The sequence below is a fragment of the Rhodobium gokarnense genome, assembly GCF_025961475.1.
Classification (GTDB): Bacteria; Pseudomonadota; Alphaproteobacteria; order Rhizobiales; family Rhodobiaceae; genus Rhodobium; species Rhodobium gokarnense.
Map to the genome: position 1 here is coordinate 246,863 of NZ_JAOQNS010000004.1, position 26,686 is coordinate 273,548.

23 protein-coding genes are annotated in these 26,686 nt (G+C 65.9%); 13 read left to right on the top strand and 10 right to left on the bottom strand.

Going from position 1 to position 26,686, the window contains the following annotated elements; all coding sequences use genetic code 11:
* The first annotated feature begins 137 nt into the window (after positions 1–137).
* The 8 genes from M2319_RS08765 to tenA all read left to right on the top strand — a co-directional run bounded on the left by M2319_RS08765 (position 138) and on the right by tenA (position 7,800).
* Positions 138–1,298: a cysteine desulfurase family protein gene (locus M2319_RS08765; protein WP_264601084.1), complete on the top strand. Its 1,161-nt coding sequence runs from the start codon at positions 138–140 to the stop codon at positions 1,296–1,298.
* Between the two features lie 39 nt (positions 1,299–1,337).
* Positions 1,338–2,807: a Fe-S cluster assembly protein SufB gene (sufB, locus tag M2319_RS08770; RefSeq protein WP_264601085.1), complete on the top strand. Its 1,470-nt coding sequence runs from the start codon at positions 1,338–1,340 to the stop codon at positions 2,805–2,807.
* A gap of 78 nt (positions 2,808–2,885) precedes the next feature.
* Complete coding sequence (gene sufC, locus M2319_RS08775; protein ID WP_264601086.1) at positions 2,886–3,638, top strand: Fe-S cluster assembly ATPase SufC; 753 nt, start codon at positions 2,886–2,888, stop codon at positions 3,636–3,638.
* Between the two features lie 52 nt (positions 3,639–3,690).
* Positions 3,691–5,013 (top strand): Fe-S cluster assembly protein SufD, encoded by a 1,323-nt coding sequence (sufD, locus tag M2319_RS08780; protein ID WP_264601087.1) that lies wholly within the window; start codon positions 3,691–3,693, stop codon positions 5,011–5,013.
* Complete coding sequence (locus M2319_RS08785) at positions 5,010–6,263, top strand: cysteine desulfurase (RefSeq protein WP_264601088.1); 1,254 nt, start codon at positions 5,010–5,012, stop codon at positions 6,261–6,263. Before sufD ends, M2319_RS08785 begins: the two co-directional genes overlap by 4 nt.
* 10 nt (positions 6,264–6,273) lie before the next feature.
* On the top strand, positions 6,274–6,708 hold the full coding sequence (locus tag M2319_RS08790) for an SUF system Fe-S cluster assembly protein (protein ID WP_406682088.1): 435 nt from the start codon (positions 6,274–6,276) through the stop codon (positions 6,706–6,708).
* A 34-nt stretch (positions 6,709–6,742) separates the two neighbouring features.
* The gene (sufA, locus tag M2319_RS08795; RefSeq protein WP_264601262.1) at positions 6,743–7,114 is read left to right on the top strand and encodes a Fe-S cluster assembly scaffold SufA; all 372 of its coding nucleotides are present in this window, start codon (positions 6,743–6,745) and stop codon (positions 7,112–7,114) included.
* A 20-nt stretch (positions 7,115–7,134) separates the two neighbouring features.
* Positions 7,135–7,800: a thiaminase II gene (tenA, locus tag M2319_RS08800; protein ID WP_264601089.1), complete on the top strand. Its 666-nt coding sequence runs from the start codon at positions 7,135–7,137 to the stop codon at positions 7,798–7,800.
* 115 nt (positions 7,801–7,915) lie between these two features.
* On the opposite strand, the gene M2319_RS08805 is transcribed toward tenA, so the two are convergent.
* The 6 genes from M2319_RS08805 to parE all read right to left on the bottom strand — a co-directional run bounded on the left by M2319_RS08805 (position 7,916) and on the right by parE (position 15,220).
* The gene (locus tag M2319_RS08805) at positions 7,916–8,977 is read right to left on the bottom strand and encodes a GGDEF domain-containing protein (protein ID WP_264601090.1); all 1,062 of its coding nucleotides are present in this window, start codon (positions 8,975–8,977) and stop codon (positions 7,916–7,918) included.
* 119 nt (positions 8,978–9,096) lie between these two features.
* Positions 9,097–10,623 (bottom strand): DEAD/DEAH box helicase, encoded by a 1,527-nt coding sequence (locus M2319_RS08810; RefSeq protein ID WP_264601091.1) that lies wholly within the window; start codon positions 10,621–10,623, stop codon positions 9,097–9,099.
* 288 nt (positions 10,624–10,911) lie between these two features.
* Positions 10,912–11,346 carry a hypothetical protein gene (locus M2319_RS08815; protein ID WP_264601092.1) on the bottom strand — a complete coding sequence of 145 codons (435 nt, stop codon included), beginning with the start codon at positions 11,344–11,346 and terminating at the stop codon, positions 10,912–10,914.
* A gap of 138 nt (positions 11,347–11,484) precedes the next feature.
* A complete protein-coding gene (locus M2319_RS08820; protein WP_264601093.1) occupies positions 11,485–12,249 on the bottom strand; it encodes a sulfotransferase family protein in 765 nt (254 codons plus the stop codon).
* 31 nt (positions 12,250–12,280) lie between these two features.
* Positions 12,281–13,018, bottom strand: coding sequence for a sulfotransferase family protein (locus M2319_RS08825; protein ID WP_264601094.1), 738 nt, complete (start codon positions 13,016–13,018; stop codon positions 12,281–12,283).
* Positions 13,019–13,132: 114 nt separating this feature from the next.
* A complete protein-coding gene (gene parE, locus M2319_RS08830) occupies positions 13,133–15,220 on the bottom strand; it encodes a DNA topoisomerase IV subunit B (protein ID WP_264601095.1) in 2,088 nt (695 codons plus the stop codon).
* 230 nt (positions 15,221–15,450) lie between these two features.
* On the opposite strand from parE, the gene M2319_RS08835 reads away from it, so the two are divergent.
* The gene (locus tag M2319_RS08835) at positions 15,451–16,008 is read left to right on the top strand and encodes a thioredoxin family protein (RefSeq protein WP_264601096.1); all 558 of its coding nucleotides are present in this window, start codon (positions 15,451–15,453) and stop codon (positions 16,006–16,008) included.
* 99 nt (positions 16,009–16,107) lie between these two features.
* Complete coding sequence (gene purU, locus M2319_RS08840; protein WP_264601097.1) at positions 16,108–16,971, top strand: formyltetrahydrofolate deformylase; 864 nt, start codon at positions 16,108–16,110, stop codon at positions 16,969–16,971.
* 67 nt (positions 16,972–17,038) lie between these two features.
* Here purU and M2319_RS08845 read toward each other — a convergent pair whose 3' ends face one another.
* Genes M2319_RS08845 through M2319_RS08855 form a run of 3 tightly spaced genes read right to left on the bottom strand, consistent with a single transcriptional unit; the run spans position 17,039 to position 22,333 of the window.
* A complete protein-coding gene (locus M2319_RS08845; protein WP_264601098.1) occupies positions 17,039–20,644 on the bottom strand; it encodes an efflux RND transporter permease subunit in 3,606 nt (1,201 codons plus the stop codon).
* 2 nt (positions 20,645–20,646) lie between these two features.
* Entirely contained in the window at positions 20,647–21,753 is a 1,107-nt protein-coding gene (locus M2319_RS08850) for an efflux RND transporter periplasmic adaptor subunit (RefSeq protein ID WP_264601099.1), read from the bottom strand.
* A gap of 25 nt (positions 21,754–21,778) precedes the next feature.
* Positions 21,779–22,333: a PadR family transcriptional regulator gene (locus M2319_RS08855; protein WP_264601100.1), complete on the bottom strand. Its 555-nt coding sequence runs from the start codon at positions 22,331–22,333 to the stop codon at positions 21,779–21,781.
* Positions 22,334–22,659: 326 nt separating this feature from the next.
* On the opposite strand from M2319_RS08855, the gene M2319_RS08860 reads away from it, so the two are divergent.
* The 3 genes from M2319_RS08860 to M2319_RS08870 all read left to right on the top strand — a co-directional run bounded on the left by M2319_RS08860 (position 22,660) and on the right by M2319_RS08870 (position 25,642).
* Positions 22,660–23,001, top strand: coding sequence for a hypothetical protein (locus tag M2319_RS08860; protein ID WP_264601101.1), 342 nt, complete (start codon positions 22,660–22,662; stop codon positions 22,999–23,001).
* 159 nt (positions 23,002–23,160) lie between these two features.
* A complete protein-coding gene (locus M2319_RS08865; RefSeq protein ID WP_264601102.1) occupies positions 23,161–24,255 on the top strand; it encodes a TRAP transporter substrate-binding protein in 1,095 nt (364 codons plus the stop codon).
* A 106-nt stretch (positions 24,256–24,361) separates the two neighbouring features.
* Entirely contained in the window at positions 24,362–25,642 is a 1,281-nt protein-coding gene (locus M2319_RS08870) for an FAD-dependent monooxygenase (protein WP_264601103.1), read from the top strand.
* Positions 25,643–25,654: 12 nt separating this feature from the next.
* On the opposite strand, the gene M2319_RS08875 is transcribed toward M2319_RS08870, so the two are convergent.
* Positions 25,655–26,581: a carbohydrate kinase family protein gene (locus M2319_RS08875; RefSeq protein WP_319801772.1), complete on the bottom strand. Its 927-nt coding sequence runs from the start codon at positions 26,579–26,581 to the stop codon at positions 25,655–25,657.
* Between the last annotated feature and the right edge of the window lie 105 nt (positions 26,582–26,686).

The following is a 26,686-nucleotide window of genomic DNA, read 5'->3' on the forward strand; positions in this document are numbered from 1 at the left end:
TTAGACAGGTGCCCGCGTTTTCTCAAGGCGGGTTTTGTCGGGGAGCATCCGGTCCTTGCGTTTCAGCGCCTTCCTGCCTTGGCCGTGTCAGGCCGGCCCGACACCGGGGCGATGGCAACGAGGCGATGCAGGAAACCGTGACCGAGAACAGAGCCTATCTCGACTGGAATGCGACGACACCGCTGCGGCTTGATGCCCGCGCGGCGATGGCGGCTGCGTTCGACGTTGTCGGCAATCCGTCCTCCGTCCACGGCGAGGGCCGCAAGGCGGCGGCGATCCTGCGCGATGCCCGCGATGCGGTCGCCGACCTCGTCGGCGCTGCGTCCGACCGCGTCGTCTTCACCAGCGGCGGCACGGAGGCGAATGCCGCCGTCGTCCGTCCCGATCTCTATGACAGGATCATCGTCTCCGCCGTGGAGCACGATTCCGTCAAGGCGGCGGCCTCAAGCGATCCGGCAAGGCTCGTGACCATTCCCGTCGACGTGACGGGAGAGATCGATCTCACGGCCCTCGACCGCCTGCTCGACCAGACGGCCGGAGCGCGCGTGCTCGTCTCCGTCATGCTCGCCAACAACGAGGTCGGCACGATCCAGCCGGTCGCCGAGGCGGCCGAGCTCTGCCACGCCCATGGCGCCGTCATCCATTGCGATGCCGTCCAGGCGGTCGGCAAGCTGCCGGTGTCGATGGCGGCCCTCGGCGTCGATTTCCTGACGCTCTCAGGCCACAAGTTCGGCGGCCCGAAGGGCGTCGGCGCGATCGTTTGCGGGCCCTCCGCCGCGGTTACCCCGCTCATTCGCGGCGGCGGCCAGGAGCGGCGCCAGCGGGCCGGTACGGAGAATCTCATCGGCATTGCCGGCATGGGCGCGGCCATTCGGGCCGCGGCAGACGGCATGGACGATTGGGGCCGCGTTGCGGCGTTGCGTGACCGCATCGAGGATTTCGTCGGCAAGCTGCCGGGCGTCGGGGCCAGCGCGCCGGTGCTGATCGCGCCCGAGAAGCGCCTTCCCAACACCACGGCGGTTGCATTGCCGGGCCTGAAGGCCGACATGATGGTGATGACGCTGGACCTTGAGGGCGTTGCGGTGAGCGCGGGCGCGGCCTGCTCGTCCGGCAAGGTCAAGCGGTCGGACGTCCTTGCGGCGATGGGCGCGCCGGCGGCGATCGCCGATGCCACCATCCGCGTCAGCCTCGGCTGGGAGACCGGCGAGAAGGACGTGGACCGCTTTTGCACCGCCTTTGAAACACTCTATCGCCGCTGGCGCCAGCGCCTCGGCGCCGACAGGCTTGAAGTGGCGTAACGGGGCCTGAGCCCCGCCGTCCAAGGGAGACGAACAGACATGGCAGCCGTCAAGGAAACCGTCGATCAGGTCGCCGAACTGGAGCGCTACAAGTACGGCTTCGTCACGGACATCGAATCGGAATTCGCGCCGAAGGGCCTCAACGAGGACGTGGTGCGGTTCATTTCCGCCAAGAAGGGCGAGCCGGACTGGCTGACGGACTGGCGGCTCGAGGCGTTCCGGCGCTGGCAGACCCTGAAGGAGCCGAGCTGGGCCAAGCTCGGCTATCCGCCGGTCGATTTCCAGGACCTCTACTACTACGCCGCGCCGAAGAAGAAGGAGGGGCCGAAATCGCTCGACGAGGTCGATCCGGAACTGTTGGCGACCTATGAGAAGCTCGGCATCCCCTTGCGGGAGCAGGAGATCCTCGCCGGCGTCGAGGGCACGGAAAACCGCGTCGCCGTCGATGCCGTGTTCGATTCCGTTTCCGTCGTCACCACCTTCAAGGAGAAGCTGGAGGAGGCCGGCGTCATCTTCTGCCCGATCTCGGAGGCCGTACATCGCTGTCCGGAAATCGTGCAGAAATATCTCGGCTCGGTGGTGCCGATCACCGACAATTTCTATGCGACGCTGAACTCGGCGGTGTTCTCCGACGGCTCCTTCGTCTACGTGCCGGAGGGCGTCAAATGCCCGATGGAGCTCTCCACCTATTTCCGCATCAACGCCCAGAACACCGGCCAGTTCGAGCGCACGCTGATCATCGCCGACAAGGGCGCCTACGTCTCCTATCTGGAGGGCTGCACGGCGCCGCAGCGCGACGAGAACCAGCTCCATGCCGCGGTCGTTGAACTGGTCGCGCTGGAGGACGCGGAGATCAAATACTCCACGGTGCAGAACTGGTATCCGGGCGACAAGGACGGCAAGGGCGGCATCTATAATTTCGTCACCAAGCGTGGCGACTGCCGCGGCGCGCGCTCCAAGATCTCCTGGACGCAGGTGGAAACCGGCTCGGCGATTACCTGGAAATATCCGAGCTGCATCCTGCGCGGCGACGACAGCGTCGGCGAATTCTATTCCATCGCCATCACCAATGGCCGCCAGCAGGCCGACACCGGCACCAAGATGATGCATCTGGGCCGGAACACTTCCAGCCGGATCATCTCCAAGGGCATTTCGGCCGGCCATTCGTCGAACACCTATCGCGGCCTCGTCTCGGCCCATGGCAAGGCGAAGAACGCGCGCAACTACACCCAGTGCGATTCGCTGCTGATCGGCGACAAATGCGCCGCGCACACGGTGCCTTATATCGAGGCCAAGACCGCCAGCGCCGTCTTCGAGCACGAGGCGACGACGTCGAAAATCTCCGACGACCAGATGTTCTATTGCATGTCGCGCGGGCTCTCCGACGAGGAGGCCGTGGCGCTGATCGTCAACGGCTTCGTCAAGGAGGTGATCCAGCACCTGCCGATGGAGTTCGCGGTGGAAAGCCAGAAGCTCATCAACATCTCGCTGGAAGGCAGCGTCGGCTAGGCGCGCTGGAACAGCGGACCGACACGATCGATATCAGCCGGCCGGGGCGAAAAACCGGCAAGGGCAAGGGAAGAAAGAATGCTTGAGATCAAGAACCTCCACGTCGCCGTCGACGGCAACGAAATCCTGAAGGGCATCGACCTGACGGTGAAGCCCGGCGAGGTGCACGCCATCATGGGCCCGAACGGCTCGGGCAAGTCGACGCTCTCCTATGTGCTCGCGGGCAAGGACGACTACGACATCACCGAGGGCGAGGTTCTCTTCAACGGCGAGAACCTCCTGGAAATGGAGCCGAACGAGCGTGCCGTCGCCGGCATGTTCTTGGCCTTCCAGTACCCGATCGAGATCCCGGGCGTCGCCACCATGACGTTCCTGAAGACGGCGCTCAACGCGGTCCGCAAGGAACGCGGCAAGGACGAACTCTCCACGCCGGAATTCATGAAGCTTGTCAAAGAGAAGGCTGCAAAACTTAATGTATCGCAGGAGATGCTGCGGCGGCCGCTCAATGTGGGCTTTTCCGGCGGCGAGAAGAAGCGCGCGGAAATCCTGCAGATGGCGCTCCTGGAGCCGAGCCTGTGCGTCCTCGACGAGACGGACTCCGGCCTCGACATCGATGCGCTCCGGGTCGTTTCCGACGGCGTCAACGCCCTGCGCGCGCCGGAGCGCTCGATGATCGTCATCACCCATTACCAGCGCCTCCTCGACCATATCGTGCCGGACATCGTCCACGTCATGGCCCGCGGCCGCATCCAGCGGACCGGCGGCAAGGAACTGGCCAAGGAACTGGAGGCCAAGGGCTACGCCGATTACGTCGGCGAGGCGGCGGCGTGAGGCCGTTTCAGCCCGCCATCGCCGCACCAAATCTGTTGAGGACCCCGCCGCAATGACCGTCAAGCCCGATATCCCGAGAACGCCGGCCGAGGAGGAAATCCTCAAGCGGTTCGAGGATTGCGACCCGCGCGATGCCCTTTCGTCCTTGCGCGAGACCGCCATGGAGACTTTCGCCAGGACCGGCCTGCCGCACCGGCGCGTGGAGGCCTATCACTACACCGACCTCAAGGCCCTGATACGCGCTGTGCCGCCGCGCGGCTCGCAGCCGGCGGACGAACTGGCCCAGGCGACGATGGCGGGCGCGCCCGACTGGGGCGCGGCAAAGGTCAATCGCCTCGTCCTCATCGACGGCCATTTCGTCGCCGGCCTCTCCGATGCGGATGCGCTCGGCGAAGGCGTCGGCTTCATCCCGCTGGCAAAGGCGCTGTCGGAGAAGAGCGTCATCCTTGAGCGCGTCGGCACGCTGCCGGTCGCCGAAACCGACCCGGAGCTGGCGCTCAACACCGCCTTCATGCAGGACGGCGCCGTGCTTGAGATCGCGCCTGGCGCGATGGTCACAACGCCGATCGAGATCCTGCACCTGGCGACGGGCGAGGTGGCGAGCTTTCCACGCCATCTGGTGCTGGTCGGCAAGGGCGCCTCGGTCAACCTCGTCGAGACCTATTCCGGGCCGGCGGAGACCGCCTACCAGGTCCACGCGACGAGCGAGGTGGAGATCGGGGAGGGCGCTACGGTCACCTTCCTGAAGCGCCAGGAGGACGGCAGCGCCGCCATTCACCTGTCGACGACGGTGGTGCGGCTGGCTGAGGAGGCGCGCTACCACCAGACCGGCTTTGCCATCGGCGCGTCGCTCGCCCGGGCCCAGAGCTTCGTCACCTTCGCCGGCACCGGCGCGGAGGCGACCCTCGACGGCGCCATCCTCGGCCGCGACAGGCAGCATCTCGACACCACCATGGTGATCGACCACGCGGTTCCCGGCTGCAACAGCAAGGAGGTCATCCGCGCTGCGATCGACGACCGCGCCAAGGGCATCTTCCAGGGCCGCATCGTGGTGCGCCCCGACGCCCAGCAGACCGACGGGCGGATGATGTCGCGGGCGCTGCTCCTGTCCGACGGTGCCGAGGTCGACACCAAGCCGGAGCTGGAGATCTTTGCCGACGACGTCCAGTGCGCCCACGGCGCGACGTCGGGCGAGATCGACGAGGGCATGATGTTCTACCTGATGTCCCGCGGCATCCCGGCGGACGAGGCCGAGACCATGCTGATCGCCGCCTTCCTTGAGGAAGTGGTTGACGCGATCGATCCGGAGCCCCTGCGCGAGGCGCTGTCGGCGCGCATCGAAATGTGGCTCGGCGAACGGCGGAGGCCGGCATGAACGTCGACGCAGCAGCGACCCTGAAGCACGAAGACTACGACGTTGCGCGGGTGCGGGCGGATTTCCCGATCCTGTCGCGCGAGGTCTACGGCAAGCCGCTGGTCTATCTCGACAATGGCGCCTCGGCGCAGAAGCCCCAGCGGGTCATCGACCGCATCACGCGCGCCTATTCGGAGGAATACGCCAACGTGCACCGCGGGCTGCATTTCCTCTCCAACCTTGCGACCGAGAATTTCGAGAACGCGCGCGAGACCGTGCGCCGCTACCTGAACGCGGCGTCCGGCGACGAGATCATTTTCACGCGCTCCTCGACCGAGGCGATCAACCTCGCTGCCGCCTCCTATGGCGGCATGGTGCTGGGCGAGGGCGACGAGGTGGTGCTTTCCGTCATGGAGCACCATTCCAACATCGTGCCCTGGCACTTCCACCGCGAGCGCGCCGGCGCCGTCCTGAAATGGGTGCCGGTGGACGACGAGGGGGCGTTCTCGCTGGAGGATTTCGAGGCGACTCTCAGTCCACGCACGAAGCTCGTCGCCATCACCCACATGTCGAACGTCACCGGCACCATCGTGCCGATCAAGGACGTCTGCCGCATCGCCCATGCGCGCGGCATTCCGGTGCTGGTCGACGGCAGCCAGTCGGCGGTTCACATGCCCGTCGACGTGCAGGATCTCGACGCCGATTTCTACGTCTTCACCGGTCACAAGCTCTACGGCCCGTCGGGCGTCGGCGTGCTCTACGGCAAGAAGGCGCTCTTGGAAGAGATGCCGCCGTTCCTCGGCGGCGGCGAGATGATCCTCGATGTGGCCGAGGAGGGCGTCACCTATGCCGAGCCGCCGCACCGCTTCGAGGCCGGCACGCCGCCGATCGTGCAGGCGATCGGGCTTGCTGAAGCCATTGATTACGTTGAGGAGATCGGCCGCGATGCCATCGCCCGCCACGAGGCGCGGCTGAAGGACTACGCCCATGAGCGGCTGAAGGCGATCAACAGCGTCCGGATCATCGGCACGACGCCGGAAAAGGGCGCCATTGTCTCCTTCGAGGTGGCTGGCGCCCACGCCCACGACATCGCCACGATCATCGACCGCTCCGGCGTTGCGGTCCGGGCCGGCACCCATTGCGCCCAGCCGCTGCTGAAGCGCTTCGGCGTCACCTCGACCTGCCGGGCGTCGTTCGCGCTCTACAACACGACCGAAGAGATCGACCGTCTCGCCGAGGCGGTCCAGAAAGCCCATGAGTTCTTCGCTTGAGGATCCGGACATGACCGAAGAAAGCACCGCCCGCAAGACCGTCGACGAGGCCGGGACGACGACTGAAGATGCGGCCTTCGAGCGGTCCGGCGACGTCGAGATGGCGTTTTCCGCCCCGGCGCTCGGGACCGACGAGGCCGAGCAGCTTCGCCGCGACATCATCCTGGCGCTGAAGACGGTCTACGATCCGGAAATCCCGGCCGACATCTATGAACTCGGCCTGATCTACGAGGTCGCGGTCGATGCCGACCGCAATGTCGGCGTTGTGATGACGCTGACCGCGCCCGGCTGCCCCGTCGCCGGCGAGATGCCGGGCTGGGTGGCGAATGCGGTCTCCACGGTGCCGGGCCTCGGCCAGGTCGACGTGGAGATGGTGTTCGAGCCGATGTGGAACCCGGATCGGATGTCCGACGAGGCCCGGGTCCAGCTCGACTTCTTCTATTGATCACCCTCCACGAGAGGAGACGACCATGACTGCAATGAAATCCCGCTTCGATGTGCTCTCGCTGACGCCGGCAGCGGCGGCGCGGGTGCGCGAGATCGTGGAGAATTCCGAGGCCGGCAGCGGCGGCCTCCGGATCGGCGTCAAGAACGGCGGCTGCGCCGGCATGTCCTACACCATGGACCTCGCCAGTGCGCCCGAAGCGGGCGACGAGGTGGTCACTGCGGACGGCGCGACGGTCTATGTGGACCCGAAGGCGGTGCTGTTCCTGCTCGGCACGGAGCTCGACTACGAGGAGACCAAGCTGCGCTCCGGCTTCGTCTTCAACAATCCGAACCAGACGTCGGCCTGCGGCTGCGGCGAATCGGTGGCGCTGACGGCGGCCGATCCGGCAGCGCTCCAGAACTGATCCGGGGGCTTACCGCCGCAATGACCGTTTTCGACCGTCTGAAGGCGGCAACGCCCAGTTCCTGGCGCGCCTATACCGACCATGAATTCGTTCGGCAGATGGGCGACGGCTCGCTCTCCCAGGACGCGTTCCGGCACTATCTGGTCCAGGACTACCTGTTCCTCATCCATTTCGCGCGTGCCTATGCGCTCGCCGTCTACAAGGGCCGCAACCTCGCTGACATGCGCGCGGCGGCGGCCGGTATTTCGGCGATCCTCGATGTTGAGATGAACCTCCACCTGAAGCTCTGCGGCGAATGGGGGCTGGCGCCGGAAGAGATCGAGGCGGCACCGGAGGCACGCGCCACCATGGCCTATACCCGCTTCGTGCTCGACACGGGGCTGAGGGGCGACCTCCTAGACCTCCATGTGGCGCTTGCGCCCTGCATCATCGGTTATGCGGAGATCGGGGCGGCGCTCGCGGAAGTCCCCGGTGCGCTTGAGGAGGCGAATCCCTATTCGGTGTGGATCCGGGAGTATGCCGGCACCGAGTACCAGGAAATCGCCGAAGCTGCCCGGGCCAACCTCGACCGGCTGGCGGCCGACAGCCTGACGGAGGCGCGGTTTCCGAAGCTCTCCGTCATCTTCGACCAGGCGACGCGGCTGGAAGCCGACTTCTGGCAGATGGGGCTCGAACGGGCGCTTTGAGGGCGGCGTGCCCGCGCGCGGACACTGAGCCTCCCCAACACACGGCCATCCACAACGCAAAAAGGCCCGTCGGGCGGGCCTTTCCTGAACGCTGGATAGTTTTGCTGGATCGTCGTCAGGCGACGGCCTGGCGGTATTCGCCGACCTCCGGGTCGGTCTCGCACAGCACCTTGTTGCGGCCGGTGCGCTTGGCGGCATACATGCACTGGTCGGTGCGCTCGATGAAGTCGCCGACGCCTTCGCTCGGATGGTAGAGCGCGACGCCGATCGAAATCGTGATGCGGCCGAGATGCTCGCCCGTGGAGCGCTTGATCAGTTCCTTCGACATCACCGACTTGCGGATGTGCTCGGCCACGGTGACGGCCTGGCGCAGATGGGTGCGCGGCAGGATCACGGCAAATTCCTCGCCGCCATAGCGGCAGGGGATGTCCTGACCCTTGACGTTCTGCTTCACCGCGAGCGCGACGAGGCGCAGCACCTGGTCGCCGGTCTGGTGGCCGTAGGTGTCGTTGAAGCGCTTGAAATGGTCGATGTCGGTCATCAGGAGCGCAAGCGGCTCGCCGGTCTCGTCGGCCTTGGCGAGCGCGCGGTCGATCGACTGGTCGAAATGCTTGCGGTTGGCGAGCGTCGTCAACTCGTCCGTCAGCGACTCAAAGCGGATCACCTCAAGGTTCGACTGCAGCTCGGTGATCTGGCGCTGGGATTCTTCGAGCTGGGTGCGGAGGTTTTTGTTGATACCGCTGTTTTCCTCGTTCGCGGAGATCAGGTCCTTGACGATCTCGCGGATGCGGGACAGGTCGGTGGTGTTGGAGAGCTTTTGGTTGGCGCCGTTGAGGGAGCTCTCATAGGCCGTCGATTCCGCAAGCGAGCATTCGATCATGCTGATCACCTGGGAAATCTCTTCCGACACCTGGCTGCCGACGTCCTCGATCTGCTCGCCGATGCGGCGGGGCGACAAGTATTCGGCATAGATGTTGTCGATGTCGGTCGCGGTGATGCGGCCGCGGTCGCGCAGGATATCGTTGATGGCCTTGTTGAGGCCGATGTTGAACCCTGCAGAATAAGTGTACCAGAACTCATAGTTACGGGGAAAAGCCGACACCTGGTTGCGCTTGATCAGACTAAGCGCGTTTTCACCGTAAGAAATCGTTCTTTCAAAATCGTCTTGACTGGTCATAGTCCTCCCCCGGCGGCACGCCTTGCGGCCGCACCGCTTCCGAACACAATCTCGGAATTAGGCGTTAATGAGCATGGTCGGGAGCGGTTAAGGCCGCGTTAAATCGACCGTAGAAAACCCTATTTTGTGGTCTTCTTGGGCAGCCTGACGGGGCGCAGCAGGAAGGCGGGGACGTGGTCGCCGAGACCGATCACCGGCTCGTCCTGCTGCTTGCCGGAATTCCTGCCGGAGCGACGGCCCTTGCCGGATTTGCCCTGGTCCGATCCCTTGGCGCGGGATTTCGGCTGTTCCCTGGGCTCGCTGCGCGTGTCGTCGCCGGCCTTGGCCGGCTCCTTGCGGCCGCTCGATCTTTCCGGACGGGCGGACTTTTCGGTGCCGCCGCCGGTATCGGGCTCGGCCTTTTTCCGGGACGAGGAGCGCCTGCCGCGCTTGCGGCCGTCGTCGTCGCCCTTGCCCTTCACGGCATCGCCGATCCATTCGATCGAAAAGCCGATCAGGTCCTCGATCGCCTTGACGTATTTGCTGTCGCCGGGCGTGACGAGGCCGATTGCGGCGCCCTTGCGACCGGCGCGGCCGGTGCGGCCGATGCGGTGGACGTAGTCTTCCGCATGTGTCGGAATGTCATAGTTGAAGACGTGGCTGACGGCCGGGATGTCGAGGCCGCGGGCGGCGACGTCGCTGGCCACCATGATGGCGATCTTGCCGGCGCGGAAATCGTCCAGCATGGCCATGCGCGCGTGCTGGTCCATGTCGCCGTGCAGGGCGCCGGCATTGAAGCCGTGGCGCTGCAGCGAGCGGGCCACGGTGGCGACGTCGCGCTTGCGGTTGCAGAAGACAATGGCGTTCTGCAGGTCCTCCGACGTGCGGATGAGCTCGCGCAGGGTCTCGCGCTTGTCGTGCGGCTCGCGGCCGGTGGCGATCAGCCGCTGGCTCACCGTGGAGACGGTGGAGGCGGGCTTGGAGACCTCGATCCGGGTCGGATTGTGCAGGAACTGCTCGGTCAGCCGCTGGATCTCCGGCGGCATCGTGGCCGAGAAGAACAGCGTCTGGCGGGTGAAGGGAATCAGCTTCGAAATGCGCTCGATGTCCGGGATGAAGCCCATGTCGAGCATGCGGTCGGCCTCGTCGATGACGAGGATCTCGACGCCCTGCAGCAACAGCTTGCCGCGCTCGAAATGGTCGAGCAGGCGGCCGGGCGTCGCGATCAGCACGTCGGCGCCGCGGCTCAGCTTGCGGTCCTGTTCGTCGAACGAGACGCCACCGATGAGGAGCGCCACCGTCAGCTTGTGGTTGATGCCGTAGCGGGAGAAGTTCTCCTCGACCTGGGCGGCAAGCTCGCGGGTCGGTTCCAGGATCAGCGTGCGCGGCATGCGCGCCCGTGCCCGGCCCTTTTCCAGGAGCGTCAGCATCGGCAGGGTGAAGGAGGCGGTCTTGCCGGTGCCGGTCTGGGCGATGCCGAGGACATCGCGGCGCTGCAGCACGTGCGGGATCGCCCCGGCCTGAATCGGGGTCGGGTTCTCGTACCCGGCCGCCGTTACGGCGTCGAGCACCTTCGGACTCAGTCCAAGTTCGGAAAAGCTTTGTTGTTCAGTCAGTGGTGGTCGCCTCTTGCGACATGACCTTCCGTCCGGGCGGACGATCTTCATTGAATGCTGGAGATTGCCCGGAACATAGCGTGGACGGGCGGCCTGTCAATCGTGCTCACAGGGTTCGTGTCGTTTCTTTCCGTGTTGGTTACCAGTCGAATGCAGTTTTGTCACCCGTCGCGGCAAACAGTTTTCGCCGCGCCAGGCGCGTCCCCGGGCACAAATCCTATTCCGGCAAAGGGTGCGCCGCCAAAGGCGCGAACCATAGGGCACAAATCGACGCAGATATCACCGCATCGCAAAGGATGCCGGACGTAGTCGATCGGGCGCGGTCCCTGCCTGCCGGCTTCAGTTGCTCGCCGGCTGAAACATGTAGGTGCCGTCCTCGTTGAAGAACGCCTCGTAGGTGGTGTCGTTGGCATCGCCTGCGCCGACCTCCACGAAGAGCGTCAGGCCGAACTGATCGATCTCGAAATTATAGCCGGTGAGCTTGAGCTTGCGGTCGTGGATCTCGGTCAGCTCGATCGTCGAGACGACCGCATCGGCGGAAACCTTCTGGATGAAGAAGCGGATGACGTCGGGCTCCGCCTCGCGCCGAATGATCGCGCGGTAGTGGCCCTCGGCATCATCCTTCTTCCACTCGCCGAAAATGCGCATATGGGTGATCGCCGGGTCGATGCCGGCGATCGCGTCGGAGACCTCGTCGGCGGATGCGGGCACCGACCAGAGGATGGCGGCAAGGGCGGCGCCGGCGACAATATTCGTGATGCGGGTGGCGGTCATGGCGTGGCCTCCATGGCGTTCGCGGACGGTTCTGGCGCCCGTGAGGTTTTCGCAAGCCTACGCGATCCGGCGCCGGTGCGCATCACGGTTCGATGAATGCGCCGGCGGCCGGTCCTTCTCCCGGCGGCGCCGTGGCCCTCAGCCGGCGGCGTTCAGTTGCTTCAGCGCTGCCGGCAGGTCGGCCGCATCGGCGTAAAGGTGTTCGAAATCGGCCGGGTAGCGGTCCCGGACCATCCGCACCAGGGCGGGATCGGCATAGTAGTCGACGAGGTCGTCGCGGCCCTGGCGCTTGACGTGGCGGGTCTGCAGCGGGCCGATCTCAAAGCCGATCTCGTCGCGCAGCCGTTGCTGCAGCTTCGGCCAGTCGTCCGGGTCCTCGCAGCGGCCGGTGAATGCGGGCAGGTAGCGGCCGCGATGGGAGAGGATGTCCATCTGGCCGCGGAAATGGTTGTCGGCCCTGTCGTCGCCGATCTCGGCGACCTTTTCCACGAAGGCGGCAAAGTCCATGCCGAGGGAAAAGCCGAGCCGGGCAAAGCTCGGCTGGATCTCGTCCTTGATGCGGATCTTGTTGTTGTAGCAGCTCACCACCCGGTCGAACGGGTTGCGGACATAGGTGAACATGAAGCAGTCCGCATGGCGCGCAACGATGCTGTCCGCGCCGAGAAGGTCGGCGCCCTGGGAGCGGCCGTCGAGCCAGAAGAGGTCGTTGTTGGGTCCGATACCGTCGCTGCGGCGCTGACGCTTCCAGTCGAGATGTTCGGCAAGGGTGTATTTGATTGAGGAATTGGCGGCCTTCGGCACCCGGGCATAGACCAGCTTCCTTTCCGGCAGGACGATGAAGTGCCGTTCGCGGATCGGCGTCAGAAGGAGCCGGATGGAGCGGGAAAGGGTGTTGAACAGCATGTCAGTCCTTGGCTAAGGGCCGGTCCCGTCGTCAGGCGCTGCCCGGCGCATCGGCATCGGGATAGAACAGGCGGAAGTCGTCGGCATAGCGCTGGCGCACCAGGGCGACCGTTTCGATCGACGTGTAGTAGCCGGCAAGGTCGTCGGCGCCGCCGCGCCGGTAGTTGCGTTTTTCCAGCCGGCCGAGGCGGATGCCGCAATGGTCGAAAAGCGCGGCATCGAGGTCGTGCCAGTCGTCGGCAAGATTTTCGAAGCGCCCGATGAAGCCCGGCACGATATCGCCGTCATGGGTCAGCATTGCGGCCTGGGACTGGAAATGGATGTCGGCGTGGCCGTCGTCGATGGTCGCGACCTTTTGCGCGAAGGCATCAAAGGACATGTCCTTGTCGAAATCGAGGCGGGCAAAACTCGCCGGCAGCTCTTTCGAGACGACGATCTTGTTGTTGTAGCAGCTCACCAGCCGGTCGAACGGATTGCGGGTGAAGGTGAAGATGAAATAGCCGGACAGCGTGGCGGCCTCGGCCGGCGTCACCATCGCCGTGCGGCCATCCGTGCATTCGGCCCAGAACTGGTCGCGCGTCGGCTTCACCGGCCCGTTCGGGTCGTGGGCGACATGGCGGGCGAGCGCTGCCTTGATCGACGAATTTGCGGCCTTGGGCACCCGGCCGAAGGCGATCTTCAGCTCCGGGATGACGACGAAATGCTCCGCCTTGGCGGCCGGCGGCGGGCCGCGGAAGCGTTCGCGCAGATTGCCGAAAAGGGATGCCAAGGACGTCGCTCCGGGTAGGGCGGCGCAAGGCGCGCCGGACATTGCCGCGAGGGGCGCCGCCGGTTTAGCCGAAACGGGGAAAAAGCGAAAGCGCCGTGACGGGCGCCGCCGACGTCAGATATCGAGGTCGGTGGCGAATTCGGCGTTGTCCTGGATGAAGCGGAACCGGGCCTCGGGCTTGGTGCCCATCAGCCGGTCGACCGTCGTTCGCGTCAGGCCGTCGTCGTCTTCGACGATGTCGACGCGCAGGACCGTGCGCTTGTCGGGCGCCATGGTGGTTTCCTTGAGCTGCGCCGGCAGCATCTCGCCGAGGCCCTTGAAGCGGCCGATATCGACCTTGCCGCGGCCGTTGAACTCCTTGGCGAGCAGTTCGTCCTTGTGGGCGTCGTCGCGGGCATAGAGCGTCTTGCCGCCCTGGGACAGGCGGTAGAGCGGCGGCACGGCCAGATAGAGATGGCCCTCGCGGATGAGGTCCGTCATCTCGCGGTAGAAGAAGGTGATCAGCAGCGAGGCGATATGGGCGCCGTCGACGTCGGCGTCCGTCATGATGATGACCTTCTCGTAGCGCAGGTCGCTCTCGCGGTACTGGCCCCTGGTGCCGCAGCCGAGCGCCTGGACGAGGTCGGCGAGCTGCTGGTTCTGGGCGAGCTTTTCGCGCCCGGCGCTGGCGACGTTGAGGATCTTGCCGCGCAGGGGGAGGACGGCCTGGGTGGCGCGATTGCGCGCCTGCTTGGCCGAGCCGCCGGCCGAATCGCCCTCCACGATGAAGATCTCGCTGCCGGCGGCCTGGCCGCTGGAGCAGTCGGCGAGCTTGCCCGGAAGCCGCAGCTTGCGCACCGCGGACTTGCGGTTGACTTCCTTTTCCTGGCGCCGCTTCAGCCGCTCCTCGGCCCGGTCGACGACCCATTCCAGCAGCCGGTTGGCCTGGTTGGGCGATGCGGCGAGCCAGTGGTCGAAGGCGTCGCGGACGGCGTTTTCGACGATCCGGCTCGCTTCCGTCGTCGCCAGCCTGTCCTTGGTCTGGCCGACGAATTCCGGCTCGCGGATGAAGACGGAAAGCATGGCGCCGGCAGAGGTCAGCACGTCATCGCCGGTGATGATGCCGCCCTTCTTGTTGCCGACCAGTTCGGCATAGGACCTCAGCCCCTTCAGGAGGGCGTTGCGGAGGCCGGTCTCGTGGGTGCCGCCCTCCGGCGTCGGGATGGTGTTGCAATAGGAGCGGGTGAAGCCGTCGCCGGCGAACCAGGCGGCGGCCCATTCCACCGAACCGTGGCCGCCGGGGCGGTCGGTCTTGCCGGCGAAGATGTCGTCGACGACCTTGCGCTCGCCGTTGAGGCTCTCGGCGAGAAAGTCCTTGAGGCCGCCGGGAAAATGGAAGGTGGCCGAGGCCGGCGGCGCATTGGCGCCTTCCAGCCAGTTGGCCGCGCAGGACCAGCGGATTTCCACGCCGCCGAAGAGATAGGCCTTGGAGCGGGCCATGCGGAAGAGGGTGGCCGGCTGGAACTTGCAGTTGGCGCCGAAGATCTCCGTGTCGGGCACGAAGCGCACGCGGGTGCCGCGCCGGTTCATGACCTCGCCGAGTTCCTCCAGGCCGCCGACCGGAATGCCGCGGGAAAAACACTGGCGATAGAGCCGGCGGCCGCGGGCGACCTCGACTTCAAGCTTTTCGGACAGGGCGTTGACGACGGAGACGCCGACGCCGTGCAGGCCGCCGGAGGTCTCGTAGACCTTGGAATCGAATTTGCCGCCGGCATGGAGTGTCGTCATGATCACTTCCAGGGCCGACTTGTCGGTGAATTTGGGGTGCGGGTCGACCGGGATGCCGCGGCCGTTGTCACTGACCGTCAGCGCCCCTTCGGCGTCGAGTTCGACCTCGATCCAGCTCGCATGGCCAGCGACCGCCTCGTCCATGGAGTTGTCGATGACCTCGGCAAAGAGGTGGTGCATGGCCTTGGAATCGGTGCCGCCGATATACATGCCCGGTCGCCGGCGCACCGGCTCAAGGCCTTCCAGGACCTCAATGTCGGCGGCGGAATAGCCGGTCTCGCCGCTGTCGCCCGTGCTCCTTGCGGGGGTGCGCGCGGCCGGCCGCGACGGCGCGGGGCGGTCCGCAGCGGCTTTGCGCTTTGCCGGACGGTTCTGCGCCTTCAGGTCGGCGACGCTCTCCTCGAGCTTGGCAAAAAGGTCTTCGGATTTGGCCATTTCCAGCGGGTCTTCCCAGGCGTTAAAGGGGGATTTCGCAGGCAAGCGAATCGGTTCGCATTCTGGCATGACGAAAAAGTAAAGGCGAGATCGGCGTTCGCGGCTTGTTCCATCACAAGTCCGCTAGCGGCGCAGAAGATGTCGGGCGCTGGCCAACGGCCATGGAAAATGACTGGCAAAACTGGTTTCTTGGGCAGCGATCCAATGCAATCGCACCGATGGAGGTTTTCATGGCTGCAACGCCCCCGCCGCCGGAACTCGGGATACCCGCTCCGGACTTCACGCTGCCCGGAATTGACGGCAAGACCCATTCGCTCAGCGAGCTGAAGGGCGAGAAGGGGACGGTCGTCGTCTTCATCTGCAATCACTGCCCCTACGTCAAGGCGATCACCGAGCGGCTGGTGAAGGCCGCCGACGACATGGCCGCCTTCGGCGTCAGCCTGATCGCCATCAATTCCAACGACACGGCGACCTATCCGGAAGATTCCTTCGACAGGATGAAGGACTTCGCCGCTGCGTCGGGCTTTTCGTTCCCCTATCTCCACGACGAGAGCCAGGAGGTGGCGCGGGCCTATGACGCCGTCTGCACGCCGGACTTCTTCGGCTATGACGCGGGCCTCACCCTTCGCTATCGCGGCCGGCTCGACGAGGGACGCAAGGACCCGCCGCCGGCCGGTGCCGACCGCGAGCTGGTCGATGCCATGAAGATGGTGGCCGAGACGGGAACGGGGCCGGAGATCCAGATCCCCTCCATGGGCTGCTCGATCAAGTGGAAGGAAACCGCCTGATCTTCGCCATCGCCGGACGGGTCCGCCCGTCCGGCTTTCCTCGCAGGGCCACGGCCCGCCACTCCCCAAAATCTGTAAAGCACATCCCGAGAGGTTGCCGTGACCACTGCGTCCTTCGTTCTCACCACCTTCTGCCAGAGCCGTCCCGGCATCGTCGCCGCCCTGTCCACGGCGATCTTCGAAATGGGCTGCAACATCGATGACCTGCAGCAGTTCGACGATCACGAGACCGACCAGTTCTTCGCCCGGATCGCGTTTGCCGCGGTGGACGGGGACATGACCAAGGACGAGGTGCTGGAGCGCCTTCAGCCGGACATGGAGCGCTTCGACATGACCTGGAAGCTGCGCGATGCCGACGCGCGGCGCCGGGTGCTGCTGCTCGCCTCGAAATTCGACCACTGCCTTGCCGACCTGCTGTACCGGTGGCGTATCGGCGAGTTGCCGATGGAGGTGGTCGGTGTGGTCTCCAACCACCCACGGACGACCTATCCGAACCTGTCGTTCCGGGACACGGAGTTCCGGCACCTCCCGATCACCAGGGACACCAAGGCCGCCCAGGAAGCCGAGATCCTGAAGATCATCGACGACTGGAAGATCGACCTGGTGGTGCTCGCCCGCTACATGCAGATCCTCTCCGACGACCTGTCGAAAAAGCTGCACGGGCGCTGCATCAACATCCACCATTCGTTCCTGCCGGGCTTCAAGGGCGCCAAGCCCTACCACCAGGCCTATGTGCGCGGCGTCAAGCTGATCGGCGCGACGGCCCACTACGTCACCAGCGATCTCGACGAGGGGCCGATCATCGAGCAGGACATCGAGCGCATCAGCCACCGCGACCGGCCGGAGGAACTGGTCCGCAAGGGCCGCGACATCGAGCGCCGGGTACTGGCCCGGGCCGTCAGGAGCCACCTTGAGGACCGGGTGCTGCTCAACGGCATGCGGACCATCGTGTTTCCGGATTGAGCGCTGTGTCGGGCACTGCCTGAAACGAAAAGGCCGGCGTCTCCGCCGGCCTTTTTTGTTGCCGATCCTACTCGGCGGCGTCGCTGACGCCTTTGCCGCGCCTTGCATCCCCGTCCGCGGCTGCCGGGGCGGGCGGGACGGCCGGGCGGGCCGTCTCCTCGTCATTGGCGGCCGTTGCCGGGGCGCCGTTTGCCGTTGCCATCGCCGGCCGCATCGCGCGGCCGCCGCCAAACCAGCGCCCGAACGCCTCGGACCAGACGAAGGGCACGGCGAGCATCGTCGGGATGACGACCAGCGTCAAAAGCGTGGAGAAGGCAAGGCCGGCGATGACCGCCGTCGAGAGCTGCACCCACCAGACGGCGGTGATCGAGCCGACCGAGACGACCCGGTTGACGAAGTCGAAATTGGTCTGGGTCGCCATCGGGATCAGGCCGGCAATCGTCGTGATCGTCGTCAACAGGATCGGTCGCAGCCGCTGCGCCGCCGTCTTCAATATCGCCTCGATCGGGTCGATGTCGTGGTCCTCGCGGAACCTGTTGTAGGTGTCGATGAGGACGATGGCGTTGTTGACGACGATGCCGGCGAGGGCGACGACGCCGGTGCCGGTCATGATGACGGAGAATTTCTGTCCGGTGAGGAGCATGCCGAGGATGACGCCGAAGCCGGACATGATCACCGTCGAGAGGGTCAGGAAGGTCTGGTAGAACGAGTTGAACTGCGTCACCAGGATGATGAACATCAGGAACAGCGAGGCGAACATCGCCTTCTGCAGGAAGGCCTGGGATTCCTTCTGGTCCTCGTCGGCGCCGCGGAACCGGAAGCGGACGTCTTCGGGCCAGGCTTCCGTCTTCAGCCATTCCTCCAGCTCGCCGACCTTCTGCTCCTTGGAAAAGCCCTGTTCCGTGATCGCGTTGGCGCGCACGGACATGGCATAGAGCCCGTCCTTGCGGGTGATGGAGGAGACCTTCTGCTGCGGCTTGCGGGTGACGAAGTTGGAGATCGGCACCATGCCGTTGGGCGTCAGCAGGCGGAGCTGGTCAAAGCGGTCGAGCGTCCTCTGGTATTCCGGCAGGCGGGCGCGGATGTCGACCTCGTCCTCGGAGTCGTCCGGCCGGTACTTGCCGATCAGGATGCCGTTGGTGACGAGCTGCACCATGGCGCCGACCGAGGCGATGCCGGCGTTGAAGCGGCCAGCCTGTTCGCGGTCGATGGTAAGCTGCCACTCGATGCCGGGCAGCGGCCGGTCGTCCTCGATGTCGCGCAGGCCCTCCATCTCCTGGAAGTGGGCGTGGACGCGGCCGGCCATCTGCTCGACCTCCTCATAGGACGGGGAGGTGATCTGTAGCTGGATGTCCTTGCCGGAGGGCGGCCCGCCTTCGACCTTGCGGATCTCCACCTTGATGCCGGGGAACGAGCCGGTGCGCTCGCGGATTTCCTTGAAGATCTCCTTGGCCTTGCGGCGGCAGCAATAGTCGGCGAGCTCGATCTGGATTTCGCCGATGGTGTCCTTCGGCTTGTCCTGGACGCCGCCGAGGATCTGGCCAGTGCTTTCGCCGCCGGACGTGTAGGCGGCGGTCACCGCGCTCTTGATGCCGTGGACCTGGAGGACCTGGTTTTCCACCGTGCCGACGAGGTCGCTCGCCTCGTTCGCCGAGAGGTTGCCGCGGCCGGCAACGAGGATGACGGCGATCTCCGGCTCCTCGTCGACGAAGAATTCGACGCCGTTGTTGTGATGCACGAAGGCCATGAGGATCATGCCGCAGATGGCAACGGCGGCGACGACGACGGCGATGTTGCCGATGGGGTGGGCGACCAGCGGGGCGAGGAACCTCAGATAGGCGCCGGTCGGGCCGGTGACGTGTTCCGGGTGGAAGTGGCCGGGGCCGGAGAGCTTGCGGGCCGCTTCCGCGTCGCGCTCGGCGCGCTCGGCCGCGCGCTTGCGGGCCGTTCTGATCAGCGGCCGCAGCACCGGGAACAGGAGCGCTGTGAAGAGGGTGCCGACGACAAGCGTGGCAACAATCGCGGCGGTTTCCATATTGGCGGCGAGGAAGTCGATCACCGGGCCGGCCTGGGCGGGCGCTTCAAGCGCGCCGCCGGAAATGGCCGCGACCAGCGCCGGCACGACGCCGAGGAACAGTGCGGCGGTCAGCCCGTAGCCGATGAGCGCCGGCACCAGGATGTGGGCCTTGCGGCCGACAAAGGCAGAGACCCGGGCGAGCACGGCGCCGGTCGCCGGCAGGAAGATCATCGCCGTCACCAGCGCCGCGGTGAGCACGATCACCACCATGATCGGCAGATAGCTCATGAACTCGCCGACGACGCCGGGCCACAGCAAGAGCGGCAGGAAGGCGGCGAGCGTCGTGCCGGTGGAGGCCATGATCGGCCACAGCATCAGCTTGGCGGCGCGCACATAGGCCTCGTCCGGGTGCATGCCCTCGTGGATTTTGCGGTCTGCGTATTCGACGATGACGATGGCGCCGTCGACCAGCATGCCGACGGTGAGCACCAGCCCGAACATGACCATCATGTTCACGGTCATGCCGATGGCGCCGAGGAACAGGAAGCCGACCATGAAGGAGGTCGGGATGGCGATGCCGACGAGGAGCGCGGAGCGCAGGCCAAGGGCGGCGACCACCAGCGCCATGACCAGGAAGATCGCCGTCATGATCGAGGACTGCAGCGACTGCAGGATCTCGTTGGTGCTCTTCGATTTGTCGAGCAGGTAGTGGACCTTGATCGTGTCCGGCCAGTTCTTGGTGTAGGCGGCGACGACGCGGCGGACCTCGGCGTTGTTCTCGATGACGTTGGTGCCGAGGCGCTTGACGACCTCAAGGTTTATCGCCCGCTCGCCGTTGACCCTTGTGATGCGCGAGGCGTCCTTGAAGGTGCGACGGATCTCGGCGACGTCGCCGAGGGTGACGACGCCTTCGCCGTTCTGCTTGATCGGCAGCTCGTAGACGTCCTGGCTGGTCTCCAGGAGGCCCGGAACCTTGACGTTGAAGCGGCCCTTGCCGGTGTCGAGGAAGCCGGCGGGAACGAGCTGGTTGTTGCGCGACAGGGAGTCCAGCAGCTCCTGCTGGGTGACCTGGTAGGACTCCAGCTTCATGGTGTCGATGACGACTTCCAGGAGCTCCTCGCGGTGGCCGGAAAGGTTCGCCTCCAGCACCGAGGAGATCGACTCGATCTGGTCCTTCAGCTTGCGCGCATGGCGATAGAGGGTGCGTTCCGGGGCGCTGCCGGAGAGCGCCACGATGATGGTCGGCACGAGGCTGAAATTGGTTTCCGTGACGGTCGGCTCTTCTGCCTCGGCGGGGATCTCGGCCTTGGCCTGGTCGACCTTGTCGCGGACGTCGGCGAGCGCCTCGTCCTTGTCGAAATCGATGTTGAATTCCAGGATGATGCCGGCATGGCCTTCCGAGGCGATCGCCGTGATCTCCTTCAGCCCGTCCATGCCGCGCAGCGCCGTCTCCATCGGCCGCACCAAGAGCCGTTCGGCGTCCTCGGGCGAGATGCCCTGCTGGACGACCGAGACGTAGAAGATCGGCACGTCGATGTCCGGGTCGGATTCCTTGGGGATGTTGATGTAGGTGAAGACGCCGGCCATCACCATGACCACCATCATGGTGAGCACGGTTCGCGGCCGCTGCAGGATCGTCTCAAGGGGCGATGCCATGGCTATTTCGCCTCCGCCGTCTCGAACACCGGCTCGACCTTTGCGCCGGCCCGGACATAGTCCTGGCCGACGGTGATGACGGGAACCGTCTCCGGCAGGCCGCCGACCCAGACGCCCTCGGTGCCGGAGCCGAGGATGCGGACCGGCAGGAAGGCGACGGTGTTGCCGTCCTCGATGACCCGGACGCCGACCGTGCCGTCGTCGGCAAGGGTCAGGATCGAGGGCGAGATGAGGTGGGCGCGGGTCGGCTCAAGCTGCACTTCGGCGAGCGCCGTGACGCCGTCGCGCAGGGCGCCGTCGTCATTCGCCATCTCGATGTCGACGCGGAAGGTGCGGGTCTTTTCATCCGCCGCCGGCGCGATGTAGCGGATCGTGCCGGTGATCTCCTCGCCGGTGACCAGCGAGACCTTGGCGGTCATGCCGGTCTTCAGGGCGCCGACGTCGCGCTCGGAGACCTGGCCGGTCATCAGCATGGGGTCGGCGTCCAGAATGGTGGCACAGGTGCCGCCGATGGCCAGCATGTCGCCGACCTCGGCATAGGGTTCGTGGATGACGCCGGCGATCGGCGCGCGGATGGTGGTGCGCTCGATTTCCAGCTTTGCTTCGGCGACGGCCGCGCGCGCGGCATCGAGCGCGGCGCGTGCGGCGCGCAGCGTGGTGCGGGCCGAATAGCCCTTCTGGCTCAGCGTGTCGGCGGCGGTGTGGCTGAGTTCGGCCTGGGCGAGCTGGGCCTCGGCCTGCAGGAGGCGGGCCTCGCGGGTGCCGTTCTCCAGCTTGCAAAGGACGTCGCCGGCGGCAACGCGCTGACCCTCGGTGACCGGCCGCTCTTCGACCTGACCGGCGGTTTCCGCGCGCACCTCGACCCGCAGGTCGGCACGGGTGCGGCCGCGGATCTCCAGCGTCACCCGGCGGTCCGCCGCCGTGATCTCGGTGACGCCGACCCGGAACGGCTTTTCGGCGGCCTCGGCGTTGCGCTCGGCCGGGGAGGTGGCTTCGACGCCGCTGTCGCTGACGCCGCCGATGACGACATCGCCCGTGTACATCCAGGCGGCGACGCCGCCGATGATGGCGAGGGCGAGAATGTGAGAAGAGCGAATTCCGGACGGCATGGGTCCAATCCTTGGAAGATGTCGCCTATTCGGCTGCGTTGGTGGTGGTGTTGGAAAGGCGGCTTCCCGCCAGCTTTTCCAGGTCGCCGCGGGTCTTTTTCAGGTTTTCCAGCGCCTGCGCCTTGCAGGTTACGCCGTATTGCGCGGTCCAGATGGCGGCCTCGTCGTCGAGCTCTTCGACGATGTGCCGGAGCTGGCCGACCTCTTCCTCGATCGATCTGATCCGCGACTCGATCGCCTCGGTCACCACGTGCTGCGGCAGGTTCTTGGCGCACATGGCGATCAGCAGGAACTCGGAGCGGAAGACGTCGCGGCCGGGCGGTTCCGACAGTTCCTCGACGAGGGCGGTGCGGCCGGCTTCGGTGATCTCGTAGATCTTGCGCGGCGGCTTGCCCGGCTGGATCTCCTGGCGCGACGTGACGAAACCGTCCGCCTCGAGCCGGGCAAGGGCGGGATAGATCGAGCCGAAACTGGCATCGACGAAATAGCTGAACTTGCCTTCCACCGATTGCTTCTTGATCTCGTAGCCGGTGGATTCGCCGAAGGAGAGAATGGCAAGGCAAAGCGTTCTGACGTTCATGTCGGTATCCCGCTCTCGGGCAATCACGGAAATTCGGGCAGCCGCCGGGTTTCCCGGCGGTCAGGGGCAGCGTTGCGACCCATCAACACCCCTTTCATGGCAGATATATGTTCGTGCGATATATTTCAATCCAATATGTATCGAACCGATATATGCAAGACGGCGTAATGACGGGGATGTGATCGGCCGCGGTCGGGCGATCGGGCCTCGCCCGCCCTGCGGGTGGAAAAAGGCGAAATTCGGGGTCGACGTTTGTCAACGAAGCGCTAATATTTGAAGAGGTCTAATAATGCAGCCGCTTGCCGCGCCATGAGAAGGACGCTCCGATGATCTCCAAGGCACTGAAGACCAATCCGCTGTTCCGGCTTCTGTTTGCCAACGGTCTTGCCGGCATTGCCGCGGCCGCGATCCTGACCGCGGGGCTGCTTCTCACCGATGTCGGCGGCCTCGGCCATCTCGTCGCCAATTCGTCGAGCCCGGTGCTGCCGGTGGCGCTGCTCTTTGCCAGCCTGTCCATCACGCTGGCGAGCGTTGCCATGGGCGTTGCGGTGATGCGGCTGCCGACCGGTGACGGTCCGGACACCGGGCATCGCAAGCGCCTGCCGCCGCTTTTCCCGCAAAAGACGCCGCAGCGCGCCTACGCCACGGTGCGCCCGCGCCGGCGCTGATCCTTGTCTGCCATTCCGGTAAGGTTCGGCAAACCCTGAATCCTGCCAGGCTTGCGGGGCTTCCCTCGAACGACTAATGCTTGCTCACCCTTGGGCGCCGGGCCCGCCGGTGCGAGTCGTTGCCGGTGCGGCTCCGTCCGAACGGAGGGCCGGTGCGGCATGACAATTCGATCGGACGGCGCGGCATTGCGTGGCCGCCACGGGCGGCTGCCTCTCGGCATTGCGGTGCCGCTGGCGGGCATCGTCTTTGTGGCGGCGCTCTTTGCACTGCCTGCCCTTGCCGCCGACGTCACCCTCAAAATCCACCACTTCCTGCCGGCCGATGCACCGGTCCCGGCCGAATTCATCGCGCCCTGGGCGAGGAAGGTCGAAGCCGCCTCGAACGGACGCATCGCCTTTTCGATCCATCCGGAGATGGAACTCGGCAGCCATCCGCCGGCGCTCATGGACCAGCTCGCCGACGGCACGGCGGACATCGTCTATGCCGTGCCGAGCTACTCGCCCGGTCGGTTTCCGCGCACCGAGGCGCTGGAAATGCCGTTCCTGCCGGCGAGCGCCGAGGCGACCTCGCGGGCGGCCTGGGATTTCTTCAAGGCGCATCTCGGCGAGGAATATGCCGACTACAAGGTCATCGCCATCAACGTGCACGGCCCCGGCCGCATCCACGTCAAGGGCAAGGGCGTTGCCAGCCTGGAGGACCTTGAGGGGCTGAAGCTGCGCGGCCCGCCGGGCATGGTCAACGCCATGATGGTCAAGCTCGGCGCGATCGCCGTCGGCATGCCGGTCTCCGATGTCATGCCGGCCCTGAAGAAGGGCCTGGTGGAGGGGACGCTCGCCCCCTGGGAGATCATCGGGACGCTCGGCATCATCGATGCCGTCGATGCCCATACCGAGTTCAGCGGCGCGCGCGGCCTCTACACGGTGCCGCTGATCTTCGCCATGCGCCGGGAGCGCTTCGAGGCGCTGCCGAAGGACCTGCAGGCGGTGATCGAGGCCAATTCCGGGGCCGACGTCTCGGCCGAAATCGGCCGGATCATGGACGAGGCGGACCGACGGGCGAAAAGTCGCGCCCAGGACCGGGGCGATACCTTCATCACCCTCAACGCGGCCGAGACCAATCGCTGGAAAGCCGCGGCTGCGTCGGTGGTTACCGCCTGGGAAGAGGACATGGCGGCGCGCGGCATCGACGGTGCGGCGCTGACCAAGGCCGCCCGCGACCTCGTTGCGAAATACGCCGAAACACATTCCGATTAGGAAAAACAGCCCGTTATGTTTTAGGCTGCGGCCCAGTCAGGCCGCGCCGACGATCATTGTCGGGATCGGGCGCGGCACCAAATGACGCGATCCCAGGGGGGACGCCATGGGTGTGCTGGTCGTCGGGGGCGGCATCGGCGGACTTGTCGCCGCGCTCAGCCTTCACCAGGTCGGCGTGAAGGTGAAGCTGTTCGAGCGGGTGCTGCATGCGCGCCCGCTGGAAGTCGGCATCGTGCTCTCGCCGGGCGCCGTGCGGGAACTGGATGATCTCGGCTTTGCCGGTCTCCTTGCCGAAATCGGCATCCCGCTCTCCGCCGTCGCCTACCACAATCGGCTCGGCCAGCGCATTCTCCAGGAACCGAGCGGTCTTGAGGGCGGCTATCGCTGGCCGCAATACGCCGTGCCGCGGGACGTGCTGCAGACCGCACTGGTTGCGGAAACACGGCGGCGGATCGGCCGCGACAACGTCCATCTCGGCTGCGAACTCCTGTCCTTCGACAATGGCGAGGACGCGGTCTCGGCCGCTTTCCGCGACAAGTCCGACGGCGGGGCGGTGGCCCGGTTCGACGGCTCGCTGTTGATCGGCGCGGACGGCATCGCCTCGACGGTGCGCCGGTCGCTCAACCCGCAAGAGGGCGAGCCGATCTGGAACGGCGCCATCCTGTGGCGCGGCATGTCGCGGGGCATCGATCTCCTCGATGGCCGGACCATCGCGGTCGCCGGCAATGCCGGCCAGAAATTCGTCTGCTATCCGCTGGCAGGCCCCGATCCGGACGTGACGACGGTGAGCTGGATCGCGCAATTGCGGTTCCGCTCCGAGCATGAGTGGCGCGAGGAGGAATGGAACCGGCCCGGCCAGCCGATCGATTTCCTGCCGGCGTTCGAGGACTGGCGGTTCGACTGGCTCGACGTGCCGAGGCTCGTCGCCGCCGCCAAGGGCATCTACGAGTTCCCGATGATCGACCGCGATCCGCTGCACGGCTGGTCGAGGAACCGGGCGACGCTCATCGGCGATGCCGCCCATCCGATGCATCCCGTCGGCACCCACGGCGCCAGCGAAGCGATCATCGATGCGCGGATCATCGCGCGCTCCGTGGCGCTTGCCGGCGAGACCGCGGAGGCGCTTGCCGACTATGAACGTGCCCGGCGCCTGACGACGAAGCGGATCACGCTCGCCAACCGCCAGAACGGCCCGGAGCAGATCCTGCAGATCGCCGACGAGCGGGCGCCGGACGGCTTTTCGGCCATCGAGGAGGTGGCGCCGCGCGGCGAACTCATGGAAATGATCGCCAAATACCGGCAGATGGCGGGCATCGACGCCGATGCCGTCAACGGCCGCGAGGCCCTGGTGCCGGAGGGGCTGCGCGTCGCTCCGGTCACGCCGTAAGCTGCAGCGCGCTCAGCCCGTGACCTCGTAGCGCCAGGGCATATCGGCGCCGCCCTGCGTGCAGACATAGGCGGCGACCCGCTGGCCGAGGATGGTGGCGTGCTCCAGCCGGTCCTCGTTGAGGCCCTTGAAGCCTTCCGCGGTCAGGACATCGGCATCGACGAGGCCGGCGAGGAAGCCGGCCATGAAGGCGTCACCGGCGCCCAGCGTGTCGCGCACGTCGACCGCATGGGCGGGCTTGGACAGCACGAAATCGTCGGTCGCCACATGCACGCCGAGGTCGCCGCGGGTGATGATGGCGATGGTGGCGCCGCCTTCCAGCCAGTATTCCATCACCATTTCCGGCGGCTGGCCAGGATAGAGCCAGCGGATGTCGTCCATGCTCGCCTTGACGATGTCGGCCTGGTCGACCATCCGCGTCAGGCGTTGGCGGTAGGCGGCCTCGTCGTCGACCAGTTTCGGGCGGATATTGAGGTCGAGGGAGATCAGCCGTTCTTCCACCTCGTCGGAGATGAAATCCTCGACGAAGGAGCCGATCGGCTCGGTGCCGAGCACGTAGGAGCCGCAATGGACGAGTTCCACGTCGCCGCCGAGGGGGCTGGTGTCGGCCGGATCGAACTGGCGTCCGGCCGAGCCGATGTCGAAGAAATCGAAATGCGGCTCGCCCTTGTCGATGCCGACGAAGGCGAGCGTCGAGGGCTCGTCGACGAAGACGATGCGGTCGGTGTCGACGTCGGCTTCTTCGAGCGCTTCGGCAAAGCGCGCGCCGAAGAGATCGCTCGACAATGCCCAGACATAGCCGACCGGGACGCCGAGCCGGCCGAGGCCGAGGGCGACGTTGAAGGCGGAGCCGCCGAGCACGGGACGAAAGGTGCGGGCGCCGTCGAGATTGCGCTCCGGCAGGAAGTCCACCACCGCTTCGCCGACCGTGATGATCACGCGCCTTGTCCTTTCGCCCATGGGGCCGGTTCGTTTCCTGGCGGAGAAGATCGCGTTCGCCGCCGCTTTTCAAGCCGGCTTATCGACGCCCGCGCGTTCGCTTTT